This is a genomic window from Krasilnikovia sp. MM14-A1259 (assembly GCF_047159535.1).
Taxonomy (GTDB): Bacteria; Actinomycetota; Actinomycetes; order Mycobacteriales; family Micromonosporaceae; genus Actinoplanes.
Map to the genome: position 1 here is coordinate 972,834 of NZ_BAAGAJ010000002.1, position 25,233 is coordinate 998,066.

Genomic DNA, 25,233 nt, shown 5'->3' on the forward strand with positions numbered 1-25,233 from the left:
ACACCTCAGGAGGCCAGATGACAACCCCCGCCGATCTCTACGAGCAGCACCGTGAGCTGCTGGACCGGGCGATCGCGGCGGCCGGCACGCGGGACTACTGGTCGGCTTATCCCGAATCACCCAGCAAATCCGTGTACGGGGAGGACGCCGCCCCCGCCGGGGAGCGGGCGTTCACCGCGCTGCTCGGCAAGCAGTTCCCGATCGAGGTGCCCGGTGCCACCGGCACGGTGTCGACCGAGCGCTCGCCGTACGGGATCGAGCTCGGTGTGAGCTACCCCCGGGCGGACCCGGCGGCCCTGGTCGCGGCCGCCCGCGCCGCCGCGGCGGGCTGGCGTGCCGTCGGGCCGCAGGGACGCGCCGGCGTCGCGGCCGAGATCCTGCGCCGGATCAATGCGCGCTCGTTCGAGCTGGCCCACGCGGTGCAGCACACCACCGGCCAGGCGTTCGTGATGGCGTTCCAGGCCGGCGGCCCGCACGCCCAGGACCGCGGCCTCGAAGCGGTGGCGTACGCGCTCGCCGAGACCACCCGCGTCCCGGTCACCACCACCTGGGAGAAGCCGCAGCGCGGCGCAGACCCGCTGCGGCTGTCCAAGACGAGCACGGTGGTCGGCCGCGGCGTCGGCCTGGTCATCGGCTGCAACACGTTCCCCACCTGGAACGGCTACCCGGGCCTCTTCGCCAGCCTGGTGACCGGCAACCCGGTGATCGTCAAGCCGCATCCGGGTGCGGTGCTGCCGCTGGCCATCACGGTCCAGATCGCCCGTGAGGTGCTCGCCGAGGCGGGCCTGGACCCGAACGTGGTCACACTCGCGGTCGAGGAGAGCGGCGACGGCATCGCGGCCACCCTGGCCACGCACCCCGACGTGCGGATCGTCGACTTCACCGGCTCCAGCGAGTTCGGCAACTGGCTGGAGGCCAACGCCCGCCAGGCCGTGGTCTACACCGAGAAGTCCGGCCTCAACACGGTCATCGTCGACTCCACGGACGACTACAAGGGCATGCTGCGCAACCTGGCGTTCTCCCTGTCGCTGTACAGCGGCCAGATGTGCACCACCCCGCAGAACTTCCTCGTGCCGGCGGCCGGCATCGCCACCGACGCGGGGCGCCGCAGCGCCGAGGAGTTCGGCGCCGACCTGGCCTCGGCGCTGGACAAGCTGCTCGGCGACCCGAAGCGGGCCGCGGGCACCCTGGGCGCGATCGTCAACGACGGCGTGCTGGCCCGGCTGACCGAGGCGGCCAATGCCGCCGCGGTGCTCCACCCGTCCGCCGCGGTCGCCGACGAGCAGTTCCCGAACGCGACCATCCGCACTCCGGTGGTCGTGCGGCTCGACGCGTCCGACGAGAAGACGTACACGCGGGAGTGGTTCGGCCCGATCTCGTTCGTCATCGCCACCGAGTCGACGGATCACAGCCTGCGGGTGTTCACCGAGACGGTCCGTGACCACGGCGCGCTGACCGCCGCGGTGTACTCGACGTCGCCGCAGGTCATCGCGGCCGCACGGGAGGCCGCGCTGGACGCAGGCGTGCACCTCGCGGAAAACTTCACCGGCGGGGTGTTCGTCAACCAGACCGCGGCGTTCAGCGACCTACACGGCACCGGTGCCAACCCGGCCGCCACCGCCTCGCTGACGGACGCGCATTTCGTGACCGGCCGCTTCCAGACCCTGCAGTCGCGCCACCACATCGAGGCCGCCGATGCCTGAGGCGTTCCTGGTCGGCGGGGTCCGCACGCCGCAGGGCCGGTACGGCGGCGCCCTGGCCGGCGTGCGCCCCGACGACCTGGCTGCACTGGTCGTCGGGGAGGCGGCGCGCCGCGCCGGGCTGCCACCGGAGGCGATCGACGAGGTGGTGCTCGGCGCGGCGAACCAGGCCGGTGAGGACAACCGCAACGTGGCCCGGATGGCGGTGCTGCTCGCGGGGCTGCCCGACACCGTGCCCGCGTACACGGTCAACCGGCTGTGCGCGAGCGGGCTCACCGCGATCGGGACGGCCGCGCAGGCCGTCCGCGCCGGTGACGCCCAGCTCGTCGTGGCCGGCGGCGTCGAGTCCATGACCCGGGCCCCCTGGGTGATGGCCAAGCCGGGCACGCCGTGGGCGCGGCCCGGTGAGGTCGCCGACACGTCGCTGGGCTGGCGTTTCACCAACCCGCGATTCGCCGAGGCCGACCGGACGGTGCCTGCCGGCGCGAGCCCGGAGCAGCGCCGGGTGACCCTCGCCATGGGGGAGACCGCCGAGGAGGTCGCCGCCCTGGACGGGATCGGTCGTGCCGACAGCGACGCGTTCGCCCTGCGCAGCCACCAGCGGGCCGCGGCGGCGATCGACGCGGGCCGGTTCGACGCGGAGCTCGTGCCGGTACCGGTGCGCGGCGGCGAGTTCACCACGGACGAGATCCCGCGCCGCGACACCAGCCTCGACCGGCTCGCGGCCCTGCGGCCGGTGTTCCGGCCTGACGGGGTGGTCACGGCGGGAACGTCCTCGCCGCTGTCCGACGGTGCGGCCGCCGTGGTGGTGGCCAGCGCCGAAGCGGTCCGCCGGTACGGGCTGACTCCGCGGGCGCGAGTGGTCACCACCGCCAGCGCCGGTGTCGCGCCGCAGCTCATGGGGCTGGGCCCGGTGCCGGCCACCGAGCTGGCGCTGGCCCGCGCCGGGTGGGGCGTCGCCGACCTCGACGCGGTCGAGCTCAACGAGGCGTTCGCGGTGCAGGCCCTGGCGGTCATCCGCCGCCTCAAGCTCGACGAGGACCGGGTGAACGCCGAGGGCGGCGCCATCGCGCTGGGTCACCCGCTGGGCTGCTCCGGCGCGCGGCTGGCGGTCACCCTGCTGGGCCGCATGGAGCGCGAGAACGCCCGTCGCGGGCTCGCCACCCTCTGCGTGGGTGTCGGCCAGGGCGTGGCGATGCTGCTGGAGCGGCCCTGATGACCGCCACCGGATCGGCCGCCCGCGAGTCCGGCCTGACCAGGGAGCCGCCGGGCGGCCCCCTGCTCGTCGAGGAGCGTCCCGACCGCGTCGTGGTGACCCTGCACCGGCCCGCGGCCCGCAACGCCATCGACGCGGCGATGATCCGCGAGCTGCACGACGTGTGCGCCGCGCTGGAGGAGCACCCCCGGCTGCTGCTGCTCACCGGCCACGGCGGCACGTTCGCGGCCGGGGCCGACATCGCCGAGCTGCGTGAGCGCGGCCGTGACCAGGCGCTGCAGGGCATCAACAGCCGCCTGTTCGACCGGATCGCGCGGCTGCCCATGCCGACCGTCGCCGCAGTCGACGGGTACGCGCTGGGCGGCGGCGCGGAGTTGGCGTACGCGTGCGACGTGCGGCTCGCCTCGCCGACGGCCACGTTCGGCAACCCCGAGCCGGGGCTGGGGATCCTCGCCGCGGCCGGGGCGTGCTGGCGGCTGCGGGAGCTGGTCGGGGCGTCGGTCGCCAAGCAGGTGCTGCTGGCCGGGCGCCGGCTCGGCGCGGACGACGCGTACCGGCTGGGGCTGGTGGCGGAGGTCGTGCCCGCCGAGGACCTGCTGGATCGCGCCCACGCGCTGCTCGACCGGATGGCGCGGAGCGGCCCGCTCGCGTTGCGGCTCACCAAGCTCGTGGCGGACTCGTCCAGGGCCCACCCCGTGGCCGACGACCTGGCACAGGCCATCTTGTTCGAGTCGGACGACAAACGCGCCCGGATGGACGCGTTTCTGGCGGGAGGGCGGCCGTGAGCGGCGTACCGAAGATCGTCGCGGTGATCGGCGGCGGCTGGATGGGCGCCGGGATCGCCCAGGTTCTCGCGGTGGCCGGGGCTGCCGTGACCCTCGTGGAACGTGACCCGGCGGCGGCCACCGCGGCCCGCGACCGGGTCGCCACCGGACTGCGCCGGGCCGCTGAGCGGGGCAAGCTGGGCGAGGACGCCGCCTCCGTGCTGGAGCGGATCGACCTGGCCGGCGACGTGTCCGCGGTGCCCGCGGCGGCCGGGCTGGTCGTCGAGGCCGTGCCCGAGGACGCGGCCCTGAAGGCCCGGGTGCTCGCCGCCGCCGAGGACGTGGTCGGTGAGCAGACGGTGCTCGCCACCAACACCAGCTCGTTGTCGATCGGCGGCCTCGCCGACGGCCTGCGCCACCCCGAGCGCCTGGTCGGCATGCACTTCTTCAACCCGGTGCCCGCCAGTGAGCTGGTGGAGATCGTCGTGGGGCCGCGCACCGCCGAGGCGGTCCGCGACGCGGCGGTCGGATGGGTGGGCGCTCTCGGCAAGACCGAGGTGGTGGTCCGCGACTCGCCCGGCTTCGCGACCAGCCGCCTCGGTGTGCTGCTCGGCCTCGAAGCCATCCGGATGCTGCAGGAGGGGGTCGCCGACGCGGCGGCCATCGACCGGGCGATGGAGCTGGGCTATCGGCACCCGATGGGCCCGCTGCGCTCGACCGACCTGGTCGGCCTCGACGTCCGCCTGGCCATCGCCGAGCATTTGCAGCGTGAACTGGGCGACCGGTTCGCGCCGCCGCAGCTGCTGCGGGACAAGGTGGCCCGCGGCGAGCTCGGCCGCAAGACCGGGCAGGGCTTCTACACGTGGGAGGGGGCACGATGACCGTCGACGCGGGCGAACGGGCCTTCACGGAGACCATCGACAAGGATCAGCGGATCGAGCCGCGTGACTGGATGCCCGAGGGCTACCGCAAGACGATGATCCGGCAGATCGCGCAGCACGCGCACTCCGAGATCATCGGCATGCAGCCCGAGGGGGATTGGATCACGCGGGCGCCCTCGTTGCGCCGTAAGGCCATCCTGCTGGCCAAGGTGCAGGACGAGGCCGGGCACGGGTTGTACCTGTACTCGGCGGCGGAGACGCTCGGCGCCGACCGCGGCGATCTCACCGTACGACTGATCGAGGGCCGCCAGAAGTACTCGTCGATCTTCAACTACCCGACCCTGAGCTACGCCGACGTCGGCGTCATCGGCTGGCTCGTCGACGGCGCGGCGATCTGCAACCAGGTGCCGCTGTGCCGCAGCTCGTACGGGCCGTACGCGCGGGCCATGATCCGGATCTGCAAGGAGGAGTCGTTCCACCAGCGGCAGGGCTATGAGCTGCTGCTGACCATGATGGGCGGCACGCCGGCGCAGCAGGCCATGGTGCAGGACGCGGTGGACCGGTGGTGGTGGCCGTCGCTGATGATGTTCGGCCCACCGGATGCGGAGTCACCCAACACCGCCCAGTCGATGGCCTGGAAGATCAAGCGGCACACCAACGACGAGTTGCGGCAGCGCTTCGTCGACATGTCGGTGCCGCAGGCCGAGGCGCTCGGCGTCACGCTGCCCGACCCGGACCTGCGGTGGAACCCGGAGCGGGAGCACTACGACTTCGGCGAGATCGACTGGTCGGAGCTCAAGCGGGTGATCTCCGGCGACGGCCCGCTCAACCGGCAGCGCATCGCCCGCCGCCGCCAGGCACACGAGGACGGCGCCTGGGTGCGTGAGGCCGCCGCCGCGCACGCGGTCAAGGTGGCGCAGCGGGCCCAGCAGAACGAGGGAGCGGACCGGTGAGCGACGAGATCCGGCACGAGTGGCCGCTGTTCGAGGTGTTCGTGCGCGCCAAGCGGGGCCTGAACCACGTGCATGTCGGTTCGCTGCGGGCCGCCGACCACGAGATGGCCCTGCACCACGCGCGGGACCTCTACACCCGCCGCAACGAGGGCGTCAGCATCTGGGTGGTGCGGGCCGACCAGATCGCCGCGTCGCAGCCGGGGGAGAAGGATGCGTTCTTCGCGCCCAGCGGCGACAAGGCGTACCGGCACCCGACGTACTACGCCATTCCCGAGTCCGTTCCGCACATCTGAGGCAACCATGGGTTTCGACGCGGCCTACGAGGCGCTCACCGATCATGACGACGATGCCCGCTGGGCGTACGGTACGGGGTTCGCCGACCCGCTGTCCGGGGTGGACACCGCTGTTCCCGAGGGTGTCGACCGCGGGCGGCTCGCGCAGTACTGCCTCATGCTCGGCGACGATGCGCTGATCATGTCCCACCGGTTGCAGCAGTGGGTCACCCGCGCGCCGGAGCTGGAGGACGAGCTGGCGCTGGCCAATATCGGGCTGGACCTGCTGGGCCAGGCGCGGCTGCTGCTCGCCCGGGCGGGGGAGGTCGAGGCGGCCGGGCGCGACGAGGACGCGCTGGCGTATCTGCGCGAGGCGGGGGAGTTCCGCAACGTGTGCCTGGCCGAGCGGGCGGACGCCGACTTCGCGCACCTGCTGGCGCGGCTGCTGGTGTTTGCGACGTGGCGGCTCGCGCTGTTCGACCGGCTTGCCGCCAGCCGCGACCCGATGCTGGCCGCGATCGCCGCCAAGGGCGTGAAGGAGCTGACGTACCACCGTGAGTGGGCGGCGCAGTGGGTGGTGCGGCTGGGCGACGGCACCTCGGTGTCGCACGAGCGCATGCAGGCGGCCCTGGACGCGGTCGGGCCGCTGACCGGCGAGTTGTTCCGGTCGCATCCGGTCGAGCGGGACCTGGTTGCGGGCGGGATCGCGGTCGACCCGGCCGGGCTGCGCGCCGAGTACGACGCGGTCCTCGATCAGGTGCTGGCGGCCGCAACCCTGAGCGCGGCGCCCGGCTTCGGCACGGTGGCTGGTTCCGCGACCGCGGGGACCGGCCCGGCCGTCGCGGCGACCGATGCCGCTGGGGCCGGCGCCGCATCCGGGGCGGGCGGTGCCGCACCCGGAGCGGGCGGCGGGCGCGACGGCGAACACTCCCCGGCGCTGGCGGAGATCCTCGACGAACTGCAGGCGGTGGCCCGATCCGTGCCCGGCGGTGCGTGGTGAGCGCCCCCACGGTCACCGCCGCGGCGGTGGCGGCCACCGTGACCGACCCGGAGCTGCCCCAGCTCACGCTCGCCGACCTCGGCATCTTGCGCGCCGTCGACGAGGCGCAGGGCCGGGTGCTGGTGACGGTCACGCCGACGTATTCGGGTTGCCCGGCCATGGAGGCGATCCACGCCGACCTGCGTGCCGCGCTGCACGCTGCGGGCTTCGCCGACGTGGCGGTGCGCACGGTGCTGACCCCGGCCTGGACCACCGACTGGATCACCGAGTCGGGGCGGCGCAAACTCGCCGCGGCGGGCATCGCCCCGCCGGGCCCGGCGCCCCGGCGGCCCCGCGGCCCGGTCCCGCTGGTGCTGGGCCCGCACCGCCCCGCGGTGCACTGCCCCCGGTGCGGGCACGCCGACACCGAGCAGGTGTCGGCGTTCAGCGCGACCGCGTGCCGGGAACTGCGTCGCTGCCCGGCCTGCCGGGAACCGTTCGAGCACGTGAAGGAGATCTGACGTGGCCGGGGGCGCGTTCCACCCGCTGCGGGTGGCGGCCGTGGAGCGGTTGTGCTCCGACGCGGTGGCGGTCACCTTCGAGGTTCCGGCGGAGCTGGCGGACGCGTACGCGTTCCGTCCGGGGCAGGCGCTGACCGTGCGCCACCCCGCGGGCCGGGCCGACGAGCGCCGCACGTACTCCATCTGCGCGCCGGTCGGGGCCGCACCCCGCATCGGGGTGCGGGAGGTGCCGGGTGGCCTGGTGTCGAGCTGGCTGGTGCATCAGGTGCGCGCCGGCGACGAGGTGGAGGTCGCCCCGCCGTCGGGCACGTTCACACCCGACGTCGAGGCCGGCGGGCGACACGTCCTGATCGGCGCCGGGTCGGGCATCACCCCGCTGTTGTCCATCGCCGCGTCGCTGCTGCGTCACTCCGACGCCCAGGTCAGCATCCTGTACGGCAACCGCCGCGCCGAGACGGTGATGTTCGCCGAGGAGCTGGCGGACCTGAAGGATGCCAACCCGTCCCGGCTGGAGCTCATTCACCTGCTGTCCCGCGAGGCCCGTGAGGTGGATCTGCTGACCGGCCGGCTGGACGCGGCGAAGCTGCGTACGCTGCTGCCGTTGCTCATCGACGTGCTCGGCGTGGACCACTGGTGGTTGTGCGGGCCGTTCGGCATGGTCAGCGACGCGCAGCATGTGCTCGGCGAGCTCGGGGTGGCCTCCGAGCAGGTGCACCGGGAGCTGTTCTGGGTGGACGAGGCGCCGCCGGAACCGGTGCGCGGCGATGCGGTGGTCGCGGGCGCCAGCAGTGAGGTCACGGTCGTACTGGACGGCCGCGCCACCACGGTGACGGTGGCCGAGGACGCCACCATCCTCGAGGGGGCCCAGCGGTCCCGGCCCGACCTGCCGTTCGCCTGCAAGGGCGGCGTGTGCGGCACCTGCCGGGCCCGGGTGGTGGAGGGCGAGGTGCAGATGCGGCGCAACTTCGCGCTGGAGCCCGCCGAGGTCGCCGCCGGGTACGTCCTGACCTGCCAGTCGACGCCGACCGCGGCCAAGGTGATCGTGGACTTCGACGACTGATGATCAGTGGGTGATCAGCGGCCCGAAACGCTCATGGCGGCACCGGTGGTGGCCGATGTTCACCCCGGAGTCGGCCACGAGGTAGTGCCGGCCGCGAATCCGGGAGTGTTCCATGGCTGTCGTGTTGTTGGCTTCGGTGGCGGCACTCGCCCTTGTCGGTCTGGCTGTGGTGGTCCGCGGGGACCGGCAGCGTCGCGCCGTGCTCAAGCACACCGCTGAGGTTCTGGAGCGGGCGGCCGGCGGCGATCTCGCGGTGCGCGCCGAGGAGCGGGGCCGCGGCGAGGCCGCGCGGGCGACCGCGGCGGTCAACGGGGTCCTGGACGCGTTCGCTGCGGTGGTCCGCGAGGCGGGCGACGAGACGACCCGGCTCTCGGGCGCGGCGGTGCGGCTGGGTGAGCTGGTCGCCGAACTGGTCAGCGGTACGCAGGACTCGGTGCAGGCGTCCGGGAACATCCTGCGCGCCTCGCAGGATGTGTCGGAGAACATCTCCACGCTCGCCTCCGGTTCGGAGGAGATGGGCGCCAGCATCCAGGAGATCTCCCGCAGCGCGTCCGAGGCCGTGACCGTCGCCGCCGCCGCCATGGCCGCGTCGGCCGACGCGAGCCGCATCATGACCAAGCTGGGTGAGTCGTCCGCGCAGATCGGCGACGTGGTCCAGGTCATCACGTCGATCGCGGAGCAGACCAACCTGCTGGCCCTGAACGCCACCATCGAGGCGGCCCGCGCCGGGGAGATGGGCAAGGGCTTCGCGGTCGTGGCCAGCGAGGTCAAGGACCTCGCCCAGGAGACCGCGAAGGCCACCGAGGACATCACCGCCCGGGTCGGCACGATCCAGGCCGACACCTCCGGGGTGGTTTCGTCCATCACCGAGATCGGCGAGGTCATCGACCGGGTCAACGGGTACCAGACCACCATCGCCAGCGCCGTCGAGCAGCAGCACGCCACGGCCGGGATGATGACCGAGAGCATCGTGGCCGCGAGCGCCCGGGCCGGTGAGATCGCCGACGCCATGGCGGTCATCGCGCAGACCCGTACGTCCGCGACGGCGACGATGGAGGAGACCGGCGCGGTCGCGAGCGAACTGAAGTCCGCGGGTGTGGCGCTGCAGTCGGCGGTCGGCCGCTACCGGCTCTGACCGAACACGTTCCGGCCCCGGCCGTGGCCCCGCACGAGGGGCCGCGGCCGGGGCCGTGTCGTTTCCTGCCCTGCGGCGGCGCTCGCCGCGACCGGGTCTCCGTCGATCAGCGATCGCCAGGTCCGAAAGCCGCTTGCCCGAGCCGGGCCCGGTCGGCGAGGTTGTCAATCATGACTGTTTCCCGTCCCGCGCTGGTCGCGGCCTCGGCCACGGTGGTGCTGTGGGCGTCCGCGTTCGTCTCCATCCGCAGTGCCGGGGCGGCGTACTCGCCGGGCGCGCTCGCGTTGGGCCGGCTGCTTGTCGGCGCGCTGGTGCTGGTCGCGTTCTCGGTGGTGCGCCGCGAAGGGTTGCCGCCGCGCCACGCGTGGCCCGGCATCCTGCTGTCCGGGGTGCTGTGGTTCGGCGGGTACATGGTGCTGCTGAACTGGGGCGAGCGGGCGGTCGACGCGGGCACCGCCGCGATGGTGGTCAACGTGGGGCCGATCCTGATCGCGTTGCTGAGCAGCCGGCTGCTGGGCGAGGGCCTGCCGGTGTCGCTGGTCGCGGGGCTCGCGGTGTCGTTCGCCGGTGCCGTAGTGGTGGGCATGTCGATGTCGGGAGGGGGCGGCTCCTCGGTGCTGGGGGTGCTGTTGTGCCTGCTCGCGGCGATCGCGTACGCGTCGGGGGTGGTCGCGCAGAAGCCGGCGTTGCGGCATGCGAGCGCGTTGCAGGTCACCACGTACGGCTGCCTGGTGGGTGCGGTGGCGTGCCTGCCGTTCGCCGGTCAGCTGGTGTCGCAGGTGGCGCGGGCACCGGTGCCGGCCACCCTCAACGTGGTGTATCTGGGGGTGTTCCCGACCGCGCTGGCGTTCACCACGTGGGCGTACGCGCTGGCGCGTACCACCGCGGGCCGCATGGGTGCCACGACGTACGTGGTGCCCGCGCTGGTGGTGTTGCTGTCGTGGCTGCTGCTGGGTGAGCTGCCCGGTGCCCTGACGCTGGCCGGCGGGGCGTTGTGCCTGGCCGGGGTGGCGGTGTCGCGCAGCCGCCGGTTCACCGCCCGCGAGCACCGCGCCGCGGTGCTTCGTGCCGGGAATGCGGTGCTGCGCCGCGGGCCACGCCCCGGTACGCCGGACGGATCCGCCGGGGCCTGACGGGGTCCCGCGGCCTCTTCCACCGCGCGCCCCGGAACCGGGGACAGCGCTGGCGGGTTGATTCGTCGCGAGACCCCCGGTGACGTGGCGGCCGTCCGCGAGATCACGCCGGGCCGTTCGCCCGGGCCTGAGCGTTGCCGGTACGGTGCGGAAAGCCCCGATCCCACCCTCGCCGTCGTGGATCTGCACCCGGTGGTGTGCCGTGCCCTGTGCGCCGTCACCTGTGCGTGGTGCTGGGCCTGCGAGGTGAACTGGGGAGTCGAACCCCAGCGCCTGCCCTGGGCGCTCCAGGAAGTGAGCCGGAATCCGCCGGCTCTCGGGTCGTGCACGCCTCCACGATGGCTACCTGCTCCGCACCGCGCCGTCAGTCCAGCAGGTCGACCTCCCAGTTGGTCCGCTGGATGACGGTGTCGACCTCGCGGAGCTGCCGGGCGAGGTCGTCGGCCCGGCCGCGCAGCTCCGCGACCGGCAGCGCCGGCAGCATCTTCAGTTCTGAGCGCAGCTGACGGTACCCGTGCTGGCCGCCCCCGGCGGCGGCGTCCGCGGCGGCGGCGACCAGGCCGTGCCGCAGCCGTAGCACGTCGCGTCGGGCGAGCGCGTCGGTGAGCGTGCCGCCGCCCTCGAGGGCGGTGGCGGCGTTGGTGCGGTTGATCCGGCGGATCAGCGTTTCCAGTCCCGCGAGGACCTCGCCGGCTTCGGCCAGCAGCGCGGCGGCGTCCTCGGCGGGCGCCTCGCCTTCCTGGTAGCGGGCGTTGGCGGTGATGCGGGAGCGCAGCTGTTCGGCGCGGCGCGCCGCGTCCGCGCGCAGCGCAAGCGCCTCGGCGATTTTCATGCCGACCAGTATGGGCAGCGACGCCCGCGGGTGCTCGCCAATTACGCGGTGATCAGTGCGGGCCGACCGCGATGACCCGCACCATTGCGGCGCCCGCGGCGTCGCTGGCCTCCAGGTCCACCTCGGCGTCGATGCCCCAGTCGTGGTCGCCGTCGGGGTCGTCGAAGACCTGCCGGACCCGCCACGTCTGCGCCCCGGCGTCGATGTGCAGCAGTGCGGGGCCGCGGGCGGCCGGCCCGGTGCCGATCTCGCCGTACTCGGCGAAGTAGTCGTCCAGTGCCTCGGCCCAACGGTCCGCGTTCCAGCCCGACTCGCCGTCCAGCTCGCCCAGCTCGGCGTGGCGGCGCAGCGCGGCCAGCTCGACCCGGCGGAACAGCGCGTTGCGCACCAGGACCCGGAACGCGCGGGTATTGCGGGTCACCGCGGGCGGCTTGTCGTCCAGCCGGACCTCGGCCGGCTCGGCACCGGGGTTGCGCAACCGCTCCCACTCGTCGAGCAGGCTGGAGTCGACCTGGCGGACCAGTTCACCGAGCCATTCGATGAGGTCGGTCAGTTCTTCGGTACGGGCGTCCTCGGGCACGGTCTGCCGCAACGCCCGGTACGCGTCGGCCAGGTAGCGCAGCACCAGCCCCTCGGACCGGGACAGCCCGTAGAAGCCGACGTACTCGGTGAATGTCATGGCCCGCTCGTACATGTCGCGCACGACGCTCTTGGGGCGCAGTTCGTGGTCGGCCACCCACGGGTGTCCCCGCCGGTACGTCTCGTACGCGGCCTCCAGCAGTTCGCGCAGCGGCTGCGGGTGGGTGACCTCCTCCAGCAGTTCCATGCGCTGCTCGTACTCGATGCCCTCGGCCTTCATCGCGTTGACCGCCTCGCCGCGGGCGCGTTGCCGTTGCGCGGAGAGCACCTGCCGCGGATCCTCCAGGGTGGACTCGATGACGCTGACGACGTCCAGCGGGTAGTCGGGCGATTCGCGGTCCAGCAGTTCGAGGCTGGCCAGGGCGAACGGCGACAGCGCCTGGTTGAGCGCGAAGTCGAGTTGCAGGTCGTCGACGAGCCGGAACGTGCCGTCGGCGCGTTCGATGACGCCGCCGGCGAGCAGGGCCCGGGCGATTGCGACGGCGCGCCGGATGTGGCGGCGCTGCGCGGCGGGTTCCTCGTGGTTGTCGGTGAGCAGGTGCCGCATGGCGGCGAACGGGTCGCCGCCCCGGGCGAGCACGTTGAGCAGCATGGCGTGGCTGACCTGGAACGACGAGGTGAGTGGTTCGGGGTCGGCGGCGACCAGCCGGTCGAAGGTGGGCTGCCCCCAGCCGATGGTGCCCTCGGGTGGCTTCTTGCGGACCACCTTGCGGCGTTTCTTCGGGTCGTCGCCGGCCTTGGCGAGGGCCCGTTCGTTGTCGATGACGTGCTCGGGGGCCTGCACGAGCACGGTGCCGACGGTGTCGAAGCCGGCGCGCCCCGCCCGGCCGGCGATCTGGTGGAACTCGCGCGCCTTGAGCAGCCGCGTCTTCACACCGTCGTACTTGGACAGACCGGTGAACAGCACCGTACGGATCGGCACGTTGATGCCGACGCCGAGGGTGTCCGTGCCGCAGATGACTTTCAGCAGGCCGGCCTGGGCGAGCGTCTCCACGAGCCGCCGGTATTTGGGCAGCATCCCGGCGTGGTGCACGCCGATGCCGTGCCGGACCAGCCGGCTGAGCGTACGCCCGAACCCGGCGGTGAAGCGGAAACCACCGATGGCCGCGGCGATGGCGTCCTTCTCGGCGCGGGTGCACATGTTGATGCTCATCAGCGACTGGGCGCGTTCCAGCGCGGCGGCCTGGGTGAAGTGCACGATGTAGACCGGCGACTGGCGGGTGCTGAGCAGCTCCTCGATGGTCTCGTGCAGCGGTGTCATCGCGTACGAGAACAGCAGCGGCACGGGCCGCTCGGCGTTGCTGACCACCGCGGTGGCGCGGCCGGTGCGCCGGGTCAGGTCGTCGACGAAGCGGGTGACGTCGCCGAGGGTGGCGGACATGAGCAGGAACTGGGCCTGCGGCAGCTCGATGAGCGGCACCTGCCACGCCCAGCCGCGGTCGGGTTCGGCGTAGAAGTGGAACTCGTCCATGACGACCTGGCCGACGTCGGCGTCGGCGCCCTCGCGCAGGGCCAGGTTGGCCAGCACCTCGGCGGTGCAGCAGATGATCGGCGCGTCGGCGTTCACGCTGGCGTCGCCGGTGAGCATGCCGACGTTCTTGGCGCCGAACGCGGCGCACAGGGCGAAGAACTTCTCGCTGACCAGGGCTTTGATGGGCGCGGTGTAGAAGGTGGTGCGGCCGTCGGCGAGCGCGGCGAAGTGTGCGCCCATCGCGACCAGGCTCTTGCCGGAGCCGGTGGGGGTGTTGAGGATGACGTTCGACCCGGTGGCGATCTCGATGAGCGCCTCTTCCTGGTGCGGGTAGAGCGTCAGGCCCTGCCCGTTCACCCAGTCGCCGAACGCGGTGAAGACGGAGTCGGGGTCGGCGGTGCCGGGCAGCAGGTCGGTGAGCGTCATGATGACGTCACCCTATCCAGGGTCGCCGAGACACCGCGGCCCTGGCCGGGCGCGACAGCGCCGTGGCCGGACCTGGGACGGGTCCGGCCACGGCGTCCGGCGTCACTTCCCAGCCTTGTCCTTCTTCGCGGCCGAGGTCGTCGCGGCGGGCGCCGGGGTCGACGCCGGGGTCGCGGTGGGGGACGGGCTGGCCGCCGGCGTCGCGGCGGTGGCCGGCGTCGTCGTCGCGGTGGCCGGCGGGGTTTCCCGCATGATGCGGCCCTTGGCGGCGTCGACGTGGTCGGCGGAGGACGCGGAGGAGTGGCCGCCGAACGCGGACACGACCGGGCCGGCGGTGGTGACCGCCAGGCCGACGGTCGCCGCGACGACGGCGAGGGTGGTAGCGATCCGCACGCGCATGGGGGGAGCTCCTTGGGTGTCGGGGGGACCTTGCTGAGGTTTCAGATTCGGTGCGGCGGGTTGCGGAGCGGTGCGGCCTCGGGTGCAGGACGGTTGCAGACCTCAGGTGCGGCCCGGAACGGCCGTTAACATCCACCCACGGCGACTGGGCGATTACGCCGGGCTATCGCGGCCAGTCGGCGAGGCGGTCCCGGACGGCGCGGACGTCGGTGGGGCTCAGCCCGTACACGGCGAACCGGGCGTCGTCGAGGCGGTCGAGGTAGCGGCCGGCGGCCGCGATGTCGGCGTCGTCCAGCGCCGGGTCGGCGGCGCGGGCGAGCGTCAGCACCCGGTGCAGCGGGTAGCGGCCCAGCGCGGCGGCGACGTCGATGTAGTCGCGGACCTCACGCCGGTTCACCAGCGCGGCGACCTTGGTGGCGACGAGATCGTCGAGGTGCATGACCGGCCCGAGGTCCATGACCACCGGGGCGTGGCGGCGGTCCAGCCGGCACAGGGTCAGCCGCAGTGCTCCGCCGCGTCCGGTGACGGTGAACTCGCGCAGGTTTGCGTCCATGCCGTCGAACAGTTCGTCGGCCGCCTCGCGATGTACCGCGTATCCGGCGCGGGTGAGCGCCGCGCAGACCTCGCCGGCCGCGGCAGCGACCGCGCCGTCGGTGTCGGTGAACAGGTCGATGTCTTCGGTGGGGCGTTGCACGAGGCCGGTGAGCAGCCAGGCCACACCGCCGCCGAGGACGAAGCCGTGTTTGTCCGCGACCGCCAGGGCGACGCGCGCGACGTCGGCGTAGAAGTCGTCGACGGGCACGTCAGCGGGCGGTGGCGCGGCGCAGTGCCGGGTGGCGGGCCTCCCAGGCGGCGCGGACGCCGCGGGGCAGATTCAGTTCCGGCCACAGCCGGATCAGGGTGGGGCCGTGCAGGTGCCGGCGCAGCTCGTCGACGCGGACCGCTTCGCGCAGCACGTTCTCGTACAGCCAGAGCCGCATGGTGGGCTGGTCGAGGTCGAACGTGCGGTGCGGGTTCCACCACAGCCGCAGGGGCAGCTCGACGAGGCCGTGCTGCGGCCCGGTGAGTTCACCCAGGGTGCCGGTCACGAGGACCGGGCGGTGGGGCCGGGCCAGGTGGGCGACGGGGGTGTCGCGCGCGGTGGCGGGCATGGGGCCAGGGTAGACCGCCTCCGGCCCGGAGGGACAATTCCTAGAATCCTAGGACACCCTACGGGGTGTGTCCCGCGCCGTCGCCCGGCGCACCGTCCCGGGGAGAGACGGGCGCCGGGCGACGAACTCAGCGCCGGACCACGACCTTGACGCGGCCCGTCTCGGCCGAGGAGCCGGCCCCGTTCTGCGCGGCGACGCTCACCCAGTACGTCCGGCCCGCCTTGAGCCCGGACACGGTGCAGTCGCGCCCGCCGCCCTTCGTCGTGCACTGGGCGACCGCGGAACCGCCGGCGCGGCCGCCGTACACCCGCGCCCGGTAGCCGGTCACCGGTGCGCCGCCCGTGTTCGCCGGGGCCGCCCAGCCGACCCGGGCCTTCTTCCCGCGGGACGACACGTTCACGGCGCGCGGCGTCCCGGGTGTGGTCCGGGGCGTACCGGCGACCCGGACCGCGTTCGCCGGGCCCTGTCCGGCGTCGTTGGTCGCGGTGACACCGACGTAGTAGGTGACGCCGTTCGCCAGGCGGGGCAGCTCGCACGCGTCGTCCGACCCGTCGGCGGTGCAGCGGGCCACGGGCTCCCCGCCGGTCGCGCTGCGGTAGGCGTAGGCGGTGTAGCCGGTGATCGGGGCGCCGTGGTCGGACTCCGGTTCCTGCCAGGTGGCGGTCAGGGCGCCGCGGCCCGCGCGGACCCGCACCTCGGTCGGCGCCGACGGCACGCTGGGCGGAGTTGCGGTGACCGCGACGCGTTCGTCCTGGGCGTCGCCCTCGCCGAGCGCGTTGCTCGCGGTGACGCCGAGGTAGTACGTCCGGCCGTCGGTGAGGTCACCGATGGTGCAGGTGGTGTCGTCGCCGGGCGTGTCGCCGTCCGGGGTGTCGGTCGGGGCGGCGAGTGCCACGGTGCAGCGTCCGGCGACCGTGCCGCCGGTGGGTTCGGTGAACGCCCGCGCGGTGTAGCCGGTCAGCAGGGAGCCGCCGTCGCTGTCCGGCTCGCTCCACGACGCGGTGAGCGTGCCGTGGTCGCCGACGGCGTCGACGTCCTGCGGTGCGGCGGGCCGGCTCAGGCCTTCGGCGCCGCTGGGCCGCAGGTAGATCAACAGGTACGGCATGCCGTAGTCGAGATCGTCCGCGTGCAGTTCGATGCCGCCCTCGCGCACGGTGGCGATGACGGGCAGGCTGGCCTGGCTGCGGGAGGTGTCGACAAGGTCGAAGCCGGTATCCGCGGCCTGCTGGGCGGTGGTGCCGCGGGCGGTGAACCAGGCGGCGGGAAGCCAGACGGTGAGGGCGCCGTGGACGGGCCGGCCGTCCGCGTCGAGGTGCGGGTTGCGCATCATGCCCTGCAGGTGCAGGAACGGAGAGTCGCCCCCGTCGTTGTAGTCCATGCCCGAGGGGCCGTACTGGGCGTCGGTGGTGAGGTACGCGCCGTCGCCGAAGCTGTTGGTGGGGACGCCGTTGGGGTTCTTCGCGGCGGTGGTGCCGCTGAAGTGTGTGCCGCTGGCGGCCGGGTCGGCCATCTCGTCGGCGCCGCCCGTGATGTCGCCGCCGACCCAGTCGACGTGGGTGGCGCGGCCGGTGATGGTCACCGTGCGGGTGCTGCCGTCGCCGCCGGGGGTGACGGTGAGTCCGCCGGCGACCGCGGTGGTGAAGCCCGCCGCCCACGACCCCGTACGGATCTTGAGGGTGAGCCGTCCGCCGGTGACGGTGCCGGGCTTGCCGGCCCAGCCGTTCACCGCCCAGTCCAGCCGGTCGTTGGTCAGCGCGGCGGACGCGCTCAGGCCGTACTGGGACAGGGGTGCCAGCTGGCCGCCGACCGGGGTGAGGGTGGCCTCGGCGATGCATTGCGTCGCGGCGGCGTCGGCGCAGACCGGCCAGGTGTCGCTGGCGGCGGCCGGCAGCGCGGGCAGCAACGCTGCGGTGATCAGGCCGGCGGTGGCGGCCGCGAGGAGGCCGGCGGAGGTGGCGGTGCGATGTGGCATGGTGCCCCCGGGATCGGAACCGGACGGCCCGGTTCGGTTCCGGAACTGATCGGTGGCCGGGGCCGGATCTTGACGGGTTCTTGCGCGAAGTTTGCGCTGGTGTTGCGCCCCGGCCGGGCTGGCGGGTAGGTCACATCCCGGCCGGGGGAACCGTGCGCCGCGTGTCGGCGCTGGTAGTTTGGTGGCCAGCCGGCACCACCCACGCGGGAGAGACCATCGGGCCGTTCGCGGTCCCGGCGGCGCCGAAGGGGCAAATCCTCCCCGGAACCTCTCAGGCAAAAGGACCGCGGGGGCAGGCGCTCTGGAGTGCCCTGTGGGGTACGACAGAGGGGGAGGTTGCTTCGTCGACCTTCTTCTCTGCCGTAGGAGCCCGCCATGACGTTCGCAGCCCGCCACATCGGTCCGGATCCGGACGAGCAGGACCAGATGCTCAAGGTCATCGGGTACGGCTCGATGGAGCAGCTGATGGACGCCGCGATCCCCGAGTCGATCCGCTGGCACGGGCGGCTCGCGTTGCCGGAGGCGGCCTCCGAGGAGGAGACGATCGCCGAGTTGCGGGCGATCGCGGCGCGCAACACCGTGGCGACCCCGATGATCGGCCTGGGCTACTACGGCACGTTCACGCCGGCGGTGATCCGCCGCAACGTGCTGGAGAACCCGGCGTGGTACACGGCGTACACGCCGTACCAGCCGGAGATCAGTCAGGGCCGGCTGGAGGCGCTGCTGAACTTCCAGACGATGGTCACGGACTTGACCGGGTTGACGACCGCGAACGCGTCGATGCTGGACGAGGGCACCGCGGTTGCCGAGGCGATGACGCTGGCGCGGCGTGCGTCCAAGAGCAAGAGCAGCGTGTACGTGGTGGACGCGGACACGCTGCCGCAGACGCTGTCGGTGCTGCGGACCCGGGCGGAACCGCTGGGTATCGAGGTCCGGCTGGTGGATCTGGAGGCCGGGGAGGCACTGCCGGAGGAGTTCTTCGGGCTGCATCTGCAGTATCCGGGGGCGTCGGGGGCGGTGCGCGATCATGCCGCGCTGGTGGCGGCGGCGCATGCGAGTGGTGCTCTGGTGACGGTGGCGGCGGATCTGCTGGCGTTGACGTTGCTGCGGGCGCCCGGCGAGATCGGGGCGGACATCGCGGCGGGCACGACGCAGCGGTTCGGGGTGCCGTTGGGTTTCGGCGGGCCGCATGCGGGTTATCTGGCGGTGCGTGCCGGGTTGGAGCGGTCGCTGCCGGGGCGCCTGGTCGGGGTGTCGAAGGACGCGGACGGGGCGCCCGCGTATCGGCTGGCGTTGCAGACGCGGGAGCAGCACATCCGCCGGGAGAAGGCGACCAGCAACATCTGTACGGCGCAGGTGCTGCTGGCGGTGATGGCCAGCATGTACGCGGTGTACCACGGCCCGGAGGGGTTGCGGGCGATCGCGCGGCGTACCCATGAGCGGGCGGCGGCGATCGCGGCGGGTCTGGCTGCGGCCGGGGTGGCGGTGGCGCATGCGGAGTTCTTCGACACGGTGACGGCGGTGGTGCCGGGCCGGGCGGATGCGGTGGTGGCTGCGGCCGCGGCGGCGGGTGTGGATGTGTGGCGGGTGGACGCGGACCGGGTGTCGGTGGCGTGTGACGAGACGACGACCGAGGCGCACGTGTCCGTGGTGCTGGCCGCGTTCGGTGCGGTGCCGGTCGGGTCGGTGTCGGCGGCGATTCCGGCGTCGTTGCGGCGCGAGGGTGACTTCCTGACGCATCCGGTGTTCCGTACGCATCATTCGGAGACCGGGATGCTGCGGTATCTGCGCCGGTTGTCGGATCGTGACTATGCGCTGGACCGGGGCATGATCCCGCTGGGGTCGTGCACGATGAAGCTGAACGCGACGACCGAGATGGAGCCGGTGACGTGGCCGGAGTTCGCGGACATTCACCCGTTTGCGCCGCGTTCGCAGACCGCGGGCTACGAGGCTCTGGTGGCGCAGTTGGAGTCGTGGCTGGCGGAGCTTACCGGTTATGACGCGGTGAGTGTGCAGCCGAACGCGGGTTCGCAGGGTGAGCTGGCGGGTCTGCTGGCGATTCGCGGGTACCACCGTCAGCGGGGGCAGGTGCACCGGGACGTGTGCCTGATCCCGTCGAGTGCGCACGGGACGAACGCGGCGAGCGCGGTGATGGCGGGTATGCGGGTCGCGGTGGTGGCGTGTGACGCGGACGGCAATGTGGACGCCGCGGACCTGGACCGGAAGATCGCCGCGCATCGCGACGACCTGGCGGCGATCATGGTGACGTATCCGTCGACGCACGGGGTGTACGAGACCGGTATCGCGGATCTGTGTGCGAAGGTGCACGACGCGGGTGGTCAGGTGTATGTGGACGGTGCGAACCTGAATGCGCTGGTGGGGTTCGCCAAGCCGGGCAAGTTCGGGGCGGACGTGTCGCATCTGAATCTGCACAAGACGTTCTGCATTCCGCACGGTGGTGGTGGTCCCGGGGTGGGTCCGGTGGCGGTGCGGGCGCATCTGGCGGAGTTCCTGCCGGGCGATCCGTTGTCGGTGTCGGGGGAGCATGCGGTGTCGTCGGCGGCGCACGGGTCGGCGGGGATCCTGCCGATCTCGTGGGCGTATCTGCGGATGATGGGTCCGGACGGGCTGGCGGCGGCGACGGCGGTGGCGGTGTTGTCGGCGAACTATGTGGCGGCGCGGCTGCGGGAGCATTACCCGGTGTTGTATGCGGGTAACGACGGGCTGGTCGCGCACGAGTGCATCCTGGATCTTCGGCCGTTGACGAAGGCGACCGGGATCAGTGTCGACGATGTGGCGAAGCGGCTGATCGACTACGGGTTCCACGCGCCGACGATGTCGTTCCCGGTGGCGGGGACGCTGATGGTGGAGCCGACCGAGAGCGAGGACCTGGAGGAGCTGGACCGGTTCTGCGAGGCGATGATCGCGATCCGGGAGGAGATCGGCGCGGTGGCGGCGGGCCGGTGGCCCGGCGACGACAATCCGCTGGTGAATGCGCCGCACACGGCGTCGTGTGTGTCGGCGGACGAGTGGTCGCACGTGTATCCGCGGTCGGTGGCGGGGTTTCCGCGGGGGGTGGACCGGACGGCGAAGTACTGGCCGCCGGTGCGGCGGATCGACGGCGCGTACGGGGACCGGAATCTGGTGTGTGCGTGTCCTGCGCCGGAGGCGTTCGAGGACTGATCCGGGTACGGGCCGGGGCCGGTGTGGTGACGGCTCGCCGGCCCCGCGCGGAGCCGGTGGTGCGCTCGCGGGGGTCGGTGGGCCGTACGGTCGGCGTGCGCGGTGGCCGCTGCGGTGCGGGTCGCGTGTGTCTCGCCGATGCGGTCGTGCTGGTTACGCTGTGTGTTGGCGCGGGTGCGCGCCGGGGTGGTGCCGGGTCACGCCGCGAGGGCGTGCCAGGCGGGTCCCCGGTGCGGTTCGATCATGGTGCCGTCCGGCAGGATCTCGCCGGTGTCCTCGAAGGTGATCACGCCGTTGCAGAGCAGGCTCCAGCCTTGCTCGCAGAAGGTGGCGATGATGCGGGCGGCGTCGCGATCGACCGCGTCCGCGGTCGGGCAGGGGGGTTGGTGCTGGCACATCGAAGGTTCTCCGGTCGGTGCTGTGTGATGATTCACAAGGACGGTGAGGAAGATTACCTCAATCCGAACGAGGCCGGATCGGGGAAGTGACGGCGTCCCATTGACAGAGTCCTCGGTACCGATGGTCCACGGAAGTGGGGTCGTTGACCACTTTCCGACACCTCCGGCCAGTTCGCCGCCGGGCACTCCGGCGGGTTGCCGGGGCCGTCACGCTCCGTCACAGATGTTCGGGTGGCACCTGGGTGACGGGGGTGACCCTGCTGAGCTTGTTACCGCGTACCTCGCGGCCAACGGACTGCCCGTGCGAGACCTCGGGCGTGCCGCGCAGGGTGCGCATCCGGACGCAACCGGCACACCGTGCGGAGCGGCCCTGTACGTGTCCGCGGCGGCCGGTGCGGCGATGGCCGGGGGACCGGCCGGGACGCCCAGCCCCGTACCGGGTATCCCGGACGTGGTCGCGGTGGTGTACACCCACGGGCCGGCGGCGTCGCCGCCCCCACCCGGTCCGGGGTTCGCGGTGGGTGAGTGGGCGCCGGGCTGGTCCCGGGCGCAGCACGCCGCGGCGGTTTCCGGGGTGCGGGAGGCGATCGCGTGCGGTGACGTGTACCAGGTGAATCTCGTGGGACAGGCCAGCGCCCCGTACACCGGGGATCCAGGTCCCGCGCTGGCGCGGGTGGCGGCGTTGCCGGGGGCCCGGTACGGCGGGGTGCTGGCCGGCGACGGGTGGGCGATCGCGTGTGCGTCGCCGGAGACGCTGGTGGAGGTGCGCGACGGCCGGGTGATCACCCGCCCGATCAAGGGGACCCGTCCGGCGACCGAGGCGGGCCGTCAGGAGCTGCGGAATTCGGCGAAGGAACGCGCCGAGCACGTGATGATCGTCGACCTGGAACGCAACGACCTGTCCCGGCTGCCCGGGGTGGGCCCGGTGCGGGTGGACGAGCTGTTCGCGGTGCGCCGCTGGTGCGGGTTGTGGCAGGCCGAGTCGGTGATCTCGGCGCCGGTGACCGGGCGGCTGGACCTGGCGCAGTTGTTGCGGGCGGTGTGCCCGGGCGGGTCGGTGACCGGGGCGCCGAAGCTGGCGGCCCTGGCGCAGATCGCGCAGTGGGAGCCGGTGGGGCGCGGGGTGAGCATGGGGGCGCTGGGCTGGGTCGGCACGGATCATGTGGATCTGGGTCTGAGCATCCGTACGGTCGCGGTGGACGGGGCGCGGGTGCACGTGTGGGCCGGTGGCGGCATCACCTGGGGCAGTGACCCGGTGGCGGAGGTGGACGAGGCCGCGGCGAAGGCGGCCCCGATCCGTGCGGCGCTGAGCGCCGGGTGATCCGTGACTGCCGGTTAGCCTTGCGGGCATGACCGTACGTCCGATCCGCCGGTACGGCGACCCGGTGTTGCGTGCGCCGGCGCAGCCGGTGACCGTGTTCGACGACGACCTGCACGCTCTGGTCACCGACCTGGAGGACACGGTGCGCGAGCCGGGGCGGGCCGGGGTCGCCGCCCCGCAGATCGGGGTGGGTCTGCGGGTGTTCTCGTTCAACGTCGGCGGGCGGGTCGGGCATGTGGTGAACCCGGTGCTGTCGGAGGCGTCCGGGGTCAGCGACGACGAGGAGGGCTGCCTGTCGCTGCCGGGGCTGGGGTTCGTGACCCGGCGGGCGGCGGCGGTCACCGTGCGGGGCGTGGACCGGCGCGGCGAGCCGGTGACGATCCACGGCACGGGTCTGCTGGCGCGGGCGTTGCAGCACGAGACCGACCATCTCGACGGCCGGCTGTATCTGGACGTCCTGACCGGCGATGTCCGCCGTCAGGCGTTGCGGGAGCTGCGGCGTACGTTTGCGGCGCGCCGCTGAGCCGGTCAGCCGGTGGTGACGACCCGGGAACGCGCGACGGTCAGGCTCTGGGTCGTGCCGTCCTGGGAGAGCGCCGTGCGGATCGCGTTGACGGGGAAGACGTACCGGGTGTGCGGCTGCAGGCCGGGCACGGTGGCGGTGACGGTGTGGCAGCCGTGGCCGGGGTCGACGACGGTCCAGGGCAGCTGCGGCTGGGATCCGCCCACGAGGTCCTGGGAGATCGCCGTGACGCGGTAGGCGACGACGGATTCGTCGCCGGGGTTGTTCCAGCGCACGACCGCGCTGGTGCGGCCGGGCTGCACGTCGGCGACCGTGATCTGGCCGGCCTTGTGGGCGCCGACGCAGGTGGCGTAGGCGTGGCTCGCGCTGGCGGTCGGCGTCGGCGTTGCGGAGGCGGACGCGGACGGCACCGCGGGCGACGCCGTGGGTGTCGTACGTGTGGTCGGGGCCGGCGATGCGGTCGGGGTGGCGCCGGTGGCCACGACGATCCAGCTCTGCGCCGCGGGTGTCGCCGGGGTGGCGACGTCCTGGCCGGTGCCGGCCGTGGAGGCGCAGCCGCCTGCGGCGAGCGTGAGCAGGGCGCAGACAGCGAACGTGGGGCGGATCACGCGGTTGCCTTCCCGTCGGCCAGAGGGGGTCGGCGACACCATCGGCCGGGCGGTGCCTGCTGCTGAGCCCGGCAGTTGCGGGGTGCGCGGGTGCGCTAGGAAGGTCGGGGTGCAGGATCGATCGTCGTTGGGGCGTGCCGGGCGGGCGACGGCGGTGGCGACCGCCGCGTCGCGGGCTGCCGGGTTCGTCCGGATCCTGGTGCTCACGGCGGCGCTGGGGCTGGGCAGCCGGCTGCTGGACAGCTACAACGTGGCGAACACGCTGCCCAATGCGGTCTACGAGGTGGTGGCCGGGGGTGTGCTGGCCGGTGTGCTGGTGCCGTTGTTGACCCGGGCCGTGGCCGATGACGGCGACGCCGGGGTGGCGTATGCGCAGCGGCTGCTGTCGCTGACGGTGTGCGCGCTGACGGCGCTGACCCTGCTCGCGGTGGTGGCGGCGCCGTGGCTGGTTCGGCTGTACGGGCCCGGCTTCACCGCGCCGCAGCGGGAGCTGACGGTCGTGCTGAGCCGTTTCTTCCTGCCGCAAATCCTGTTCTACGGCGTCAGCGCGGTGGCGGGTGCGGTGCTGACCGTACGGGGGCGGTTCGCCGCGCCGATGTGGGCGCCGCTGGCCAACAGCGTGGTGGTGATCGTGGTGGGGTTGGGTTATCTCGCCGTGGGCGGCACCACCCGGTTCGCCGACCTGAGCGCGGCAGAGCTCGCGCTGCTGGGGGTCGGTACGAGCGCCGGGGTGCTGGCGCAGGCGGCGTTCGTGGTGTGGTCGTTGTCGCGCAGCGGTTTCCCGGTGCGGCTGCGGGCTGATCCGCGGGGTGTGGCGGTGCGGCGGATCGCGCGGATCGGCGGGTGGGCGCTGCTGTCGGTGGTCGCGGCGCAGGTGCTGCTCGCGGTGGCCACCCGGGTGGCGTCGCGCAGCGGGCCGGGCGGGCTCAGCGCGTACCAGCATGCGTTGACGGTGTTCCAGGTGCCGTTCGCGGTGGTGGCGGTGTCGTTGATGACGGTGTTGCTGCCGCGGTTGAGCCGTAGCGCGGCGCGCCGCGACCATGAGCGGGTGATCGGTGACCTGTCGTTGGCGGCGCGGGTTGCGGTGGTGGCGGTGGCGCCGTTCGCGGTGGCGTTGATGCTGCTGGGTCCGCAGATCTCGGTGTTGTTGTTCGCGCACGGCCGCAGTGCCGGGCCGACGGTGGCGCAGCTGGGTGTGGTGCTGTCGGCGTTCGGTGTCGCGCTCGTGCCGTTCACCGGCTACATGGTGTTGCAGCGGGGTTTCTTCGCGTTGCAGGACACCCGGACCCCGGCGTTGATCACCACGGGGGTGTCGGCGGCCGGGGCGGCGTTGTGTCTGGCCGCGGTGCGGTTGCTGCCCCCGGCCGCGGTGGTGGTTGCGGTGCCGGTCGCGTATGCGGTCGCGTACGCCGTGGGTCTGGTGGCGACGGCGCTGGCGTTGCGGGCGCGGCTGGGCCGCATCGACGGGCGGGCTCTGGTGCGGACGCATGTGCGGGTGCTGGTGGCCGCGGGTGCGGGGGCGGGTGGTGCGTGGGCTGCGGTCCGGGCGCTGGCGCCGGTGGTCGCGCCGGGCTGGCCGGGGGCGCTGGTCACGGTGGTGGTGGCGGGTGCGGCCGGCGCCGCCGGGTACGCCGCGGCGGGCCGGCTGGTGCGGTTGTCGGAGTTGCGGCAGCTCGCGGTGGTGGCCCGCGGCTGA

At 73.2% G+C, this 25,233-nt stretch carries 23 protein-coding genes and 1 riboswitch; of the genes, 15 read left to right on the plus strand and 8 right to left on the minus strand.

What is annotated here, in order from left to right; all coding sequences use genetic code 11:
* Nucleotides 1-17 precede the first annotated feature (17 nt).
* The 11 genes from paaN to ACMCNK_RS04115 all read left to right on the plus strand — a co-directional run bounded on the left by paaN (nucleotide 18) and on the right by ACMCNK_RS04115 (nucleotide 10,614).
* A complete protein-coding gene (gene paaN / locus ACMCNK_RS04065; RefSeq protein WP_412735037.1) occupies nucleotides 18-1,703 on the plus strand; it encodes a phenylacetic acid degradation protein PaaN in 1,686 nt (561 codons plus the stop codon).
* A complete protein-coding gene (locus ACMCNK_RS04070; RefSeq protein WP_412735038.1) occupies nucleotides 1,696-2,916 on the plus strand; it encodes a thiolase family protein in 1,221 nt (406 codons plus the stop codon). Before paaN ends, ACMCNK_RS04070 begins: the two co-directional genes overlap by 8 nt.
* Complete coding sequence (locus ACMCNK_RS04075; RefSeq protein WP_412735039.1) at nucleotides 2,916-3,701, plus strand: enoyl-CoA hydratase/isomerase family protein; 786 nt, start codon at nucleotides 2,916-2,918, stop codon at nucleotides 3,699-3,701. Before ACMCNK_RS04070 ends, ACMCNK_RS04075 begins: the two co-directional genes overlap by 1 nt.
* Nucleotides 3,698-4,561 (plus strand): 3-hydroxyacyl-CoA dehydrogenase family protein, encoded by an 864-nt coding sequence (locus tag ACMCNK_RS04080; protein ID WP_412735040.1) that lies wholly within the window; start codon nucleotides 3,698-3,700, stop codon nucleotides 4,559-4,561. Before ACMCNK_RS04075 ends, ACMCNK_RS04080 begins: the two co-directional genes overlap by 4 nt.
* The gene (paaA, locus tag ACMCNK_RS04085; protein ID WP_412735041.1) at nucleotides 4,558-5,514 is read left to right on the plus strand and encodes a 1,2-phenylacetyl-CoA epoxidase subunit PaaA; all 957 of its coding nucleotides are present in this window, start codon (nucleotides 4,558-4,560) and stop codon (nucleotides 5,512-5,514) included. The genes ACMCNK_RS04080 and paaA overlap by 4 nt, the downstream gene beginning before the upstream one ends.
* Nucleotides 5,511-5,807 (plus strand): 1,2-phenylacetyl-CoA epoxidase subunit PaaB, encoded by a 297-nt coding sequence (paaB, locus tag ACMCNK_RS04090; protein WP_412735042.1) that lies wholly within the window; start codon nucleotides 5,511-5,513, stop codon nucleotides 5,805-5,807. Before paaA ends, paaB begins: the two co-directional genes overlap by 4 nt.
* A 7-nt stretch (nucleotides 5,808-5,814) precedes the next feature.
* Nucleotides 5,815-6,786, plus strand: a complete 972-nt coding sequence (gene paaC / locus ACMCNK_RS04095) for a 1,2-phenylacetyl-CoA epoxidase subunit PaaC (protein WP_412735043.1) — start codon at nucleotides 5,815-5,817, stop codon at nucleotides 6,784-6,786.
* Nucleotides 6,783-7,286, plus strand: a complete 504-nt coding sequence (gene paaD, locus ACMCNK_RS04100) for a 1,2-phenylacetyl-CoA epoxidase subunit PaaD (RefSeq protein ID WP_412735044.1) — start codon at nucleotides 6,783-6,785, stop codon at nucleotides 7,284-7,286. Before paaC ends, paaD begins: the two co-directional genes overlap by 4 nt.
* A gap of 1 nt (nucleotide 7,287) precedes the next feature.
* Entirely contained in the window at nucleotides 7,288-8,346 is a 1,059-nt protein-coding gene (paaE, locus tag ACMCNK_RS04105) for a 1,2-phenylacetyl-CoA epoxidase subunit PaaE (RefSeq protein ID WP_412735045.1), read from the plus strand.
* Nucleotides 8,347-8,458: 112 nt separating this feature from the next.
* Complete coding sequence (locus ACMCNK_RS04110; protein ID WP_412735046.1) at nucleotides 8,459-9,481, plus strand: methyl-accepting chemotaxis protein; 1,023 nt, start codon at nucleotides 8,459-8,461, stop codon at nucleotides 9,479-9,481.
* 170 nt (nucleotides 9,482-9,651) lie between these two features.
* Nucleotides 9,652-10,614: a DMT family transporter gene (locus ACMCNK_RS04115; RefSeq protein ID WP_412735047.1), complete on the plus strand. Its 963-nt coding sequence runs from the start codon at nucleotides 9,652-9,654 to the stop codon at nucleotides 10,612-10,614.
* A gap of 364 nt (nucleotides 10,615-10,978) precedes the next feature.
* Here ACMCNK_RS04115 and ACMCNK_RS04120 read toward each other — a convergent pair whose 3' ends face one another.
* From ACMCNK_RS04120 to ACMCNK_RS04145, 6 genes are all read right to left on the minus strand, one after another.
* Nucleotides 10,979-11,446 (minus strand): DIP1984 family protein, encoded by a 468-nt coding sequence (locus ACMCNK_RS04120; RefSeq protein WP_412735048.1) that lies wholly within the window; start codon nucleotides 11,444-11,446, stop codon nucleotides 10,979-10,981.
* Nucleotides 11,447-11,498: 52 nt separating this feature from the next.
* Nucleotides 11,499-13,982 carry a DEAD/DEAH box helicase gene (locus tag ACMCNK_RS04125; protein ID WP_412735049.1) on the minus strand — a complete coding sequence of 828 codons (2,484 nt, stop codon included), beginning with the start codon at nucleotides 13,980-13,982 and terminating at the stop codon, nucleotides 11,499-11,501.
* 102 nt (nucleotides 13,983-14,084) lie between these two features.
* Nucleotides 14,085-14,381, minus strand: a complete 297-nt coding sequence (locus tag ACMCNK_RS04130) for a hypothetical protein (protein WP_412735050.1) — start codon at nucleotides 14,379-14,381, stop codon at nucleotides 14,085-14,087.
* A 163-nt stretch (nucleotides 14,382-14,544) separates the two neighbouring features.
* Nucleotides 14,545-15,183, minus strand: coding sequence for a nucleotidyl transferase AbiEii/AbiGii toxin family protein (locus ACMCNK_RS04135; protein WP_412735051.1), 639 nt, complete (start codon nucleotides 15,181-15,183; stop codon nucleotides 14,545-14,547).
* A 1-nt stretch (nucleotide 15,184) separates the two neighbouring features.
* A complete protein-coding gene (locus ACMCNK_RS04140; RefSeq protein WP_412735052.1) occupies nucleotides 15,185-15,532 on the minus strand; it encodes a hypothetical protein in 348 nt (115 codons plus the stop codon).
* 127 nt (nucleotides 15,533-15,659) lie between these two features.
* On the minus strand, nucleotides 15,660-17,504 hold the full coding sequence (locus ACMCNK_RS04145; RefSeq protein WP_412735053.1) for a fibronectin type III domain-containing protein: 1,845 nt from the start codon (nucleotides 17,502-17,504) through the stop codon (nucleotides 15,660-15,662).
* A gap of 194 nt (nucleotides 17,505-17,698) precedes the next feature.
* Nucleotides 17,699-17,801, plus strand: a riboswitch (glycine riboswitch).
* A gap of 78 nt (nucleotides 17,802-17,879) precedes the next feature.
* Here ACMCNK_RS04145 and gcvP point away from each other — a divergent pair.
* A complete protein-coding gene (gcvP, locus tag ACMCNK_RS04150) occupies nucleotides 17,880-20,687 on the plus strand; it encodes an aminomethyl-transferring glycine dehydrogenase (RefSeq protein ID WP_412735054.1) in 2,808 nt (935 codons plus the stop codon).
* A 197-nt stretch (nucleotides 20,688-20,884) separates the two neighbouring features.
* Here the strand turns inward: gcvP and ACMCNK_RS04155 are convergent, their stop codons facing one another.
* Complete coding sequence (locus ACMCNK_RS04155) at nucleotides 20,885-21,085, minus strand: DUF5999 family protein (protein ID WP_412735055.1); 201 nt, start codon at nucleotides 21,083-21,085, stop codon at nucleotides 20,885-20,887.
* A 121-nt stretch (nucleotides 21,086-21,206) separates the two neighbouring features.
* On the opposite strand from ACMCNK_RS04155, the gene ACMCNK_RS04160 reads away from it, so the two are divergent.
* Nucleotides 21,207-22,406: a chorismate-binding protein gene (locus ACMCNK_RS04160; RefSeq protein WP_412735056.1), complete on the plus strand. Its 1,200-nt coding sequence runs from the start codon at nucleotides 21,207-21,209 to the stop codon at nucleotides 22,404-22,406.
* Between the two features lie 28 nt (nucleotides 22,407-22,434).
* Nucleotides 22,435-22,929 carry a peptide deformylase gene (def, locus tag ACMCNK_RS04165; protein WP_412735057.1) on the plus strand — a complete coding sequence of 165 codons (495 nt, stop codon included), beginning with the start codon at nucleotides 22,435-22,437 and terminating at the stop codon, nucleotides 22,927-22,929.
* A 5-nt stretch (nucleotides 22,930-22,934) separates the two neighbouring features.
* Here the strand turns inward: def and ACMCNK_RS04170 are convergent, their stop codons facing one another.
* Entirely contained in the window at nucleotides 22,935-23,537 is a 603-nt protein-coding gene (locus ACMCNK_RS04170) for a fibronectin type III domain-containing protein (RefSeq protein ID WP_412735058.1), read from the minus strand.
* 109 nt (nucleotides 23,538-23,646) lie between these two features.
* Between ACMCNK_RS04170 and murJ the strand changes: the two genes are divergently transcribed.
* Complete coding sequence (gene murJ, locus ACMCNK_RS04175) at nucleotides 23,647-25,233, plus strand: murein biosynthesis integral membrane protein MurJ (RefSeq protein ID WP_412735059.1); 1,587 nt, start codon at nucleotides 23,647-23,649, stop codon at nucleotides 25,231-25,233.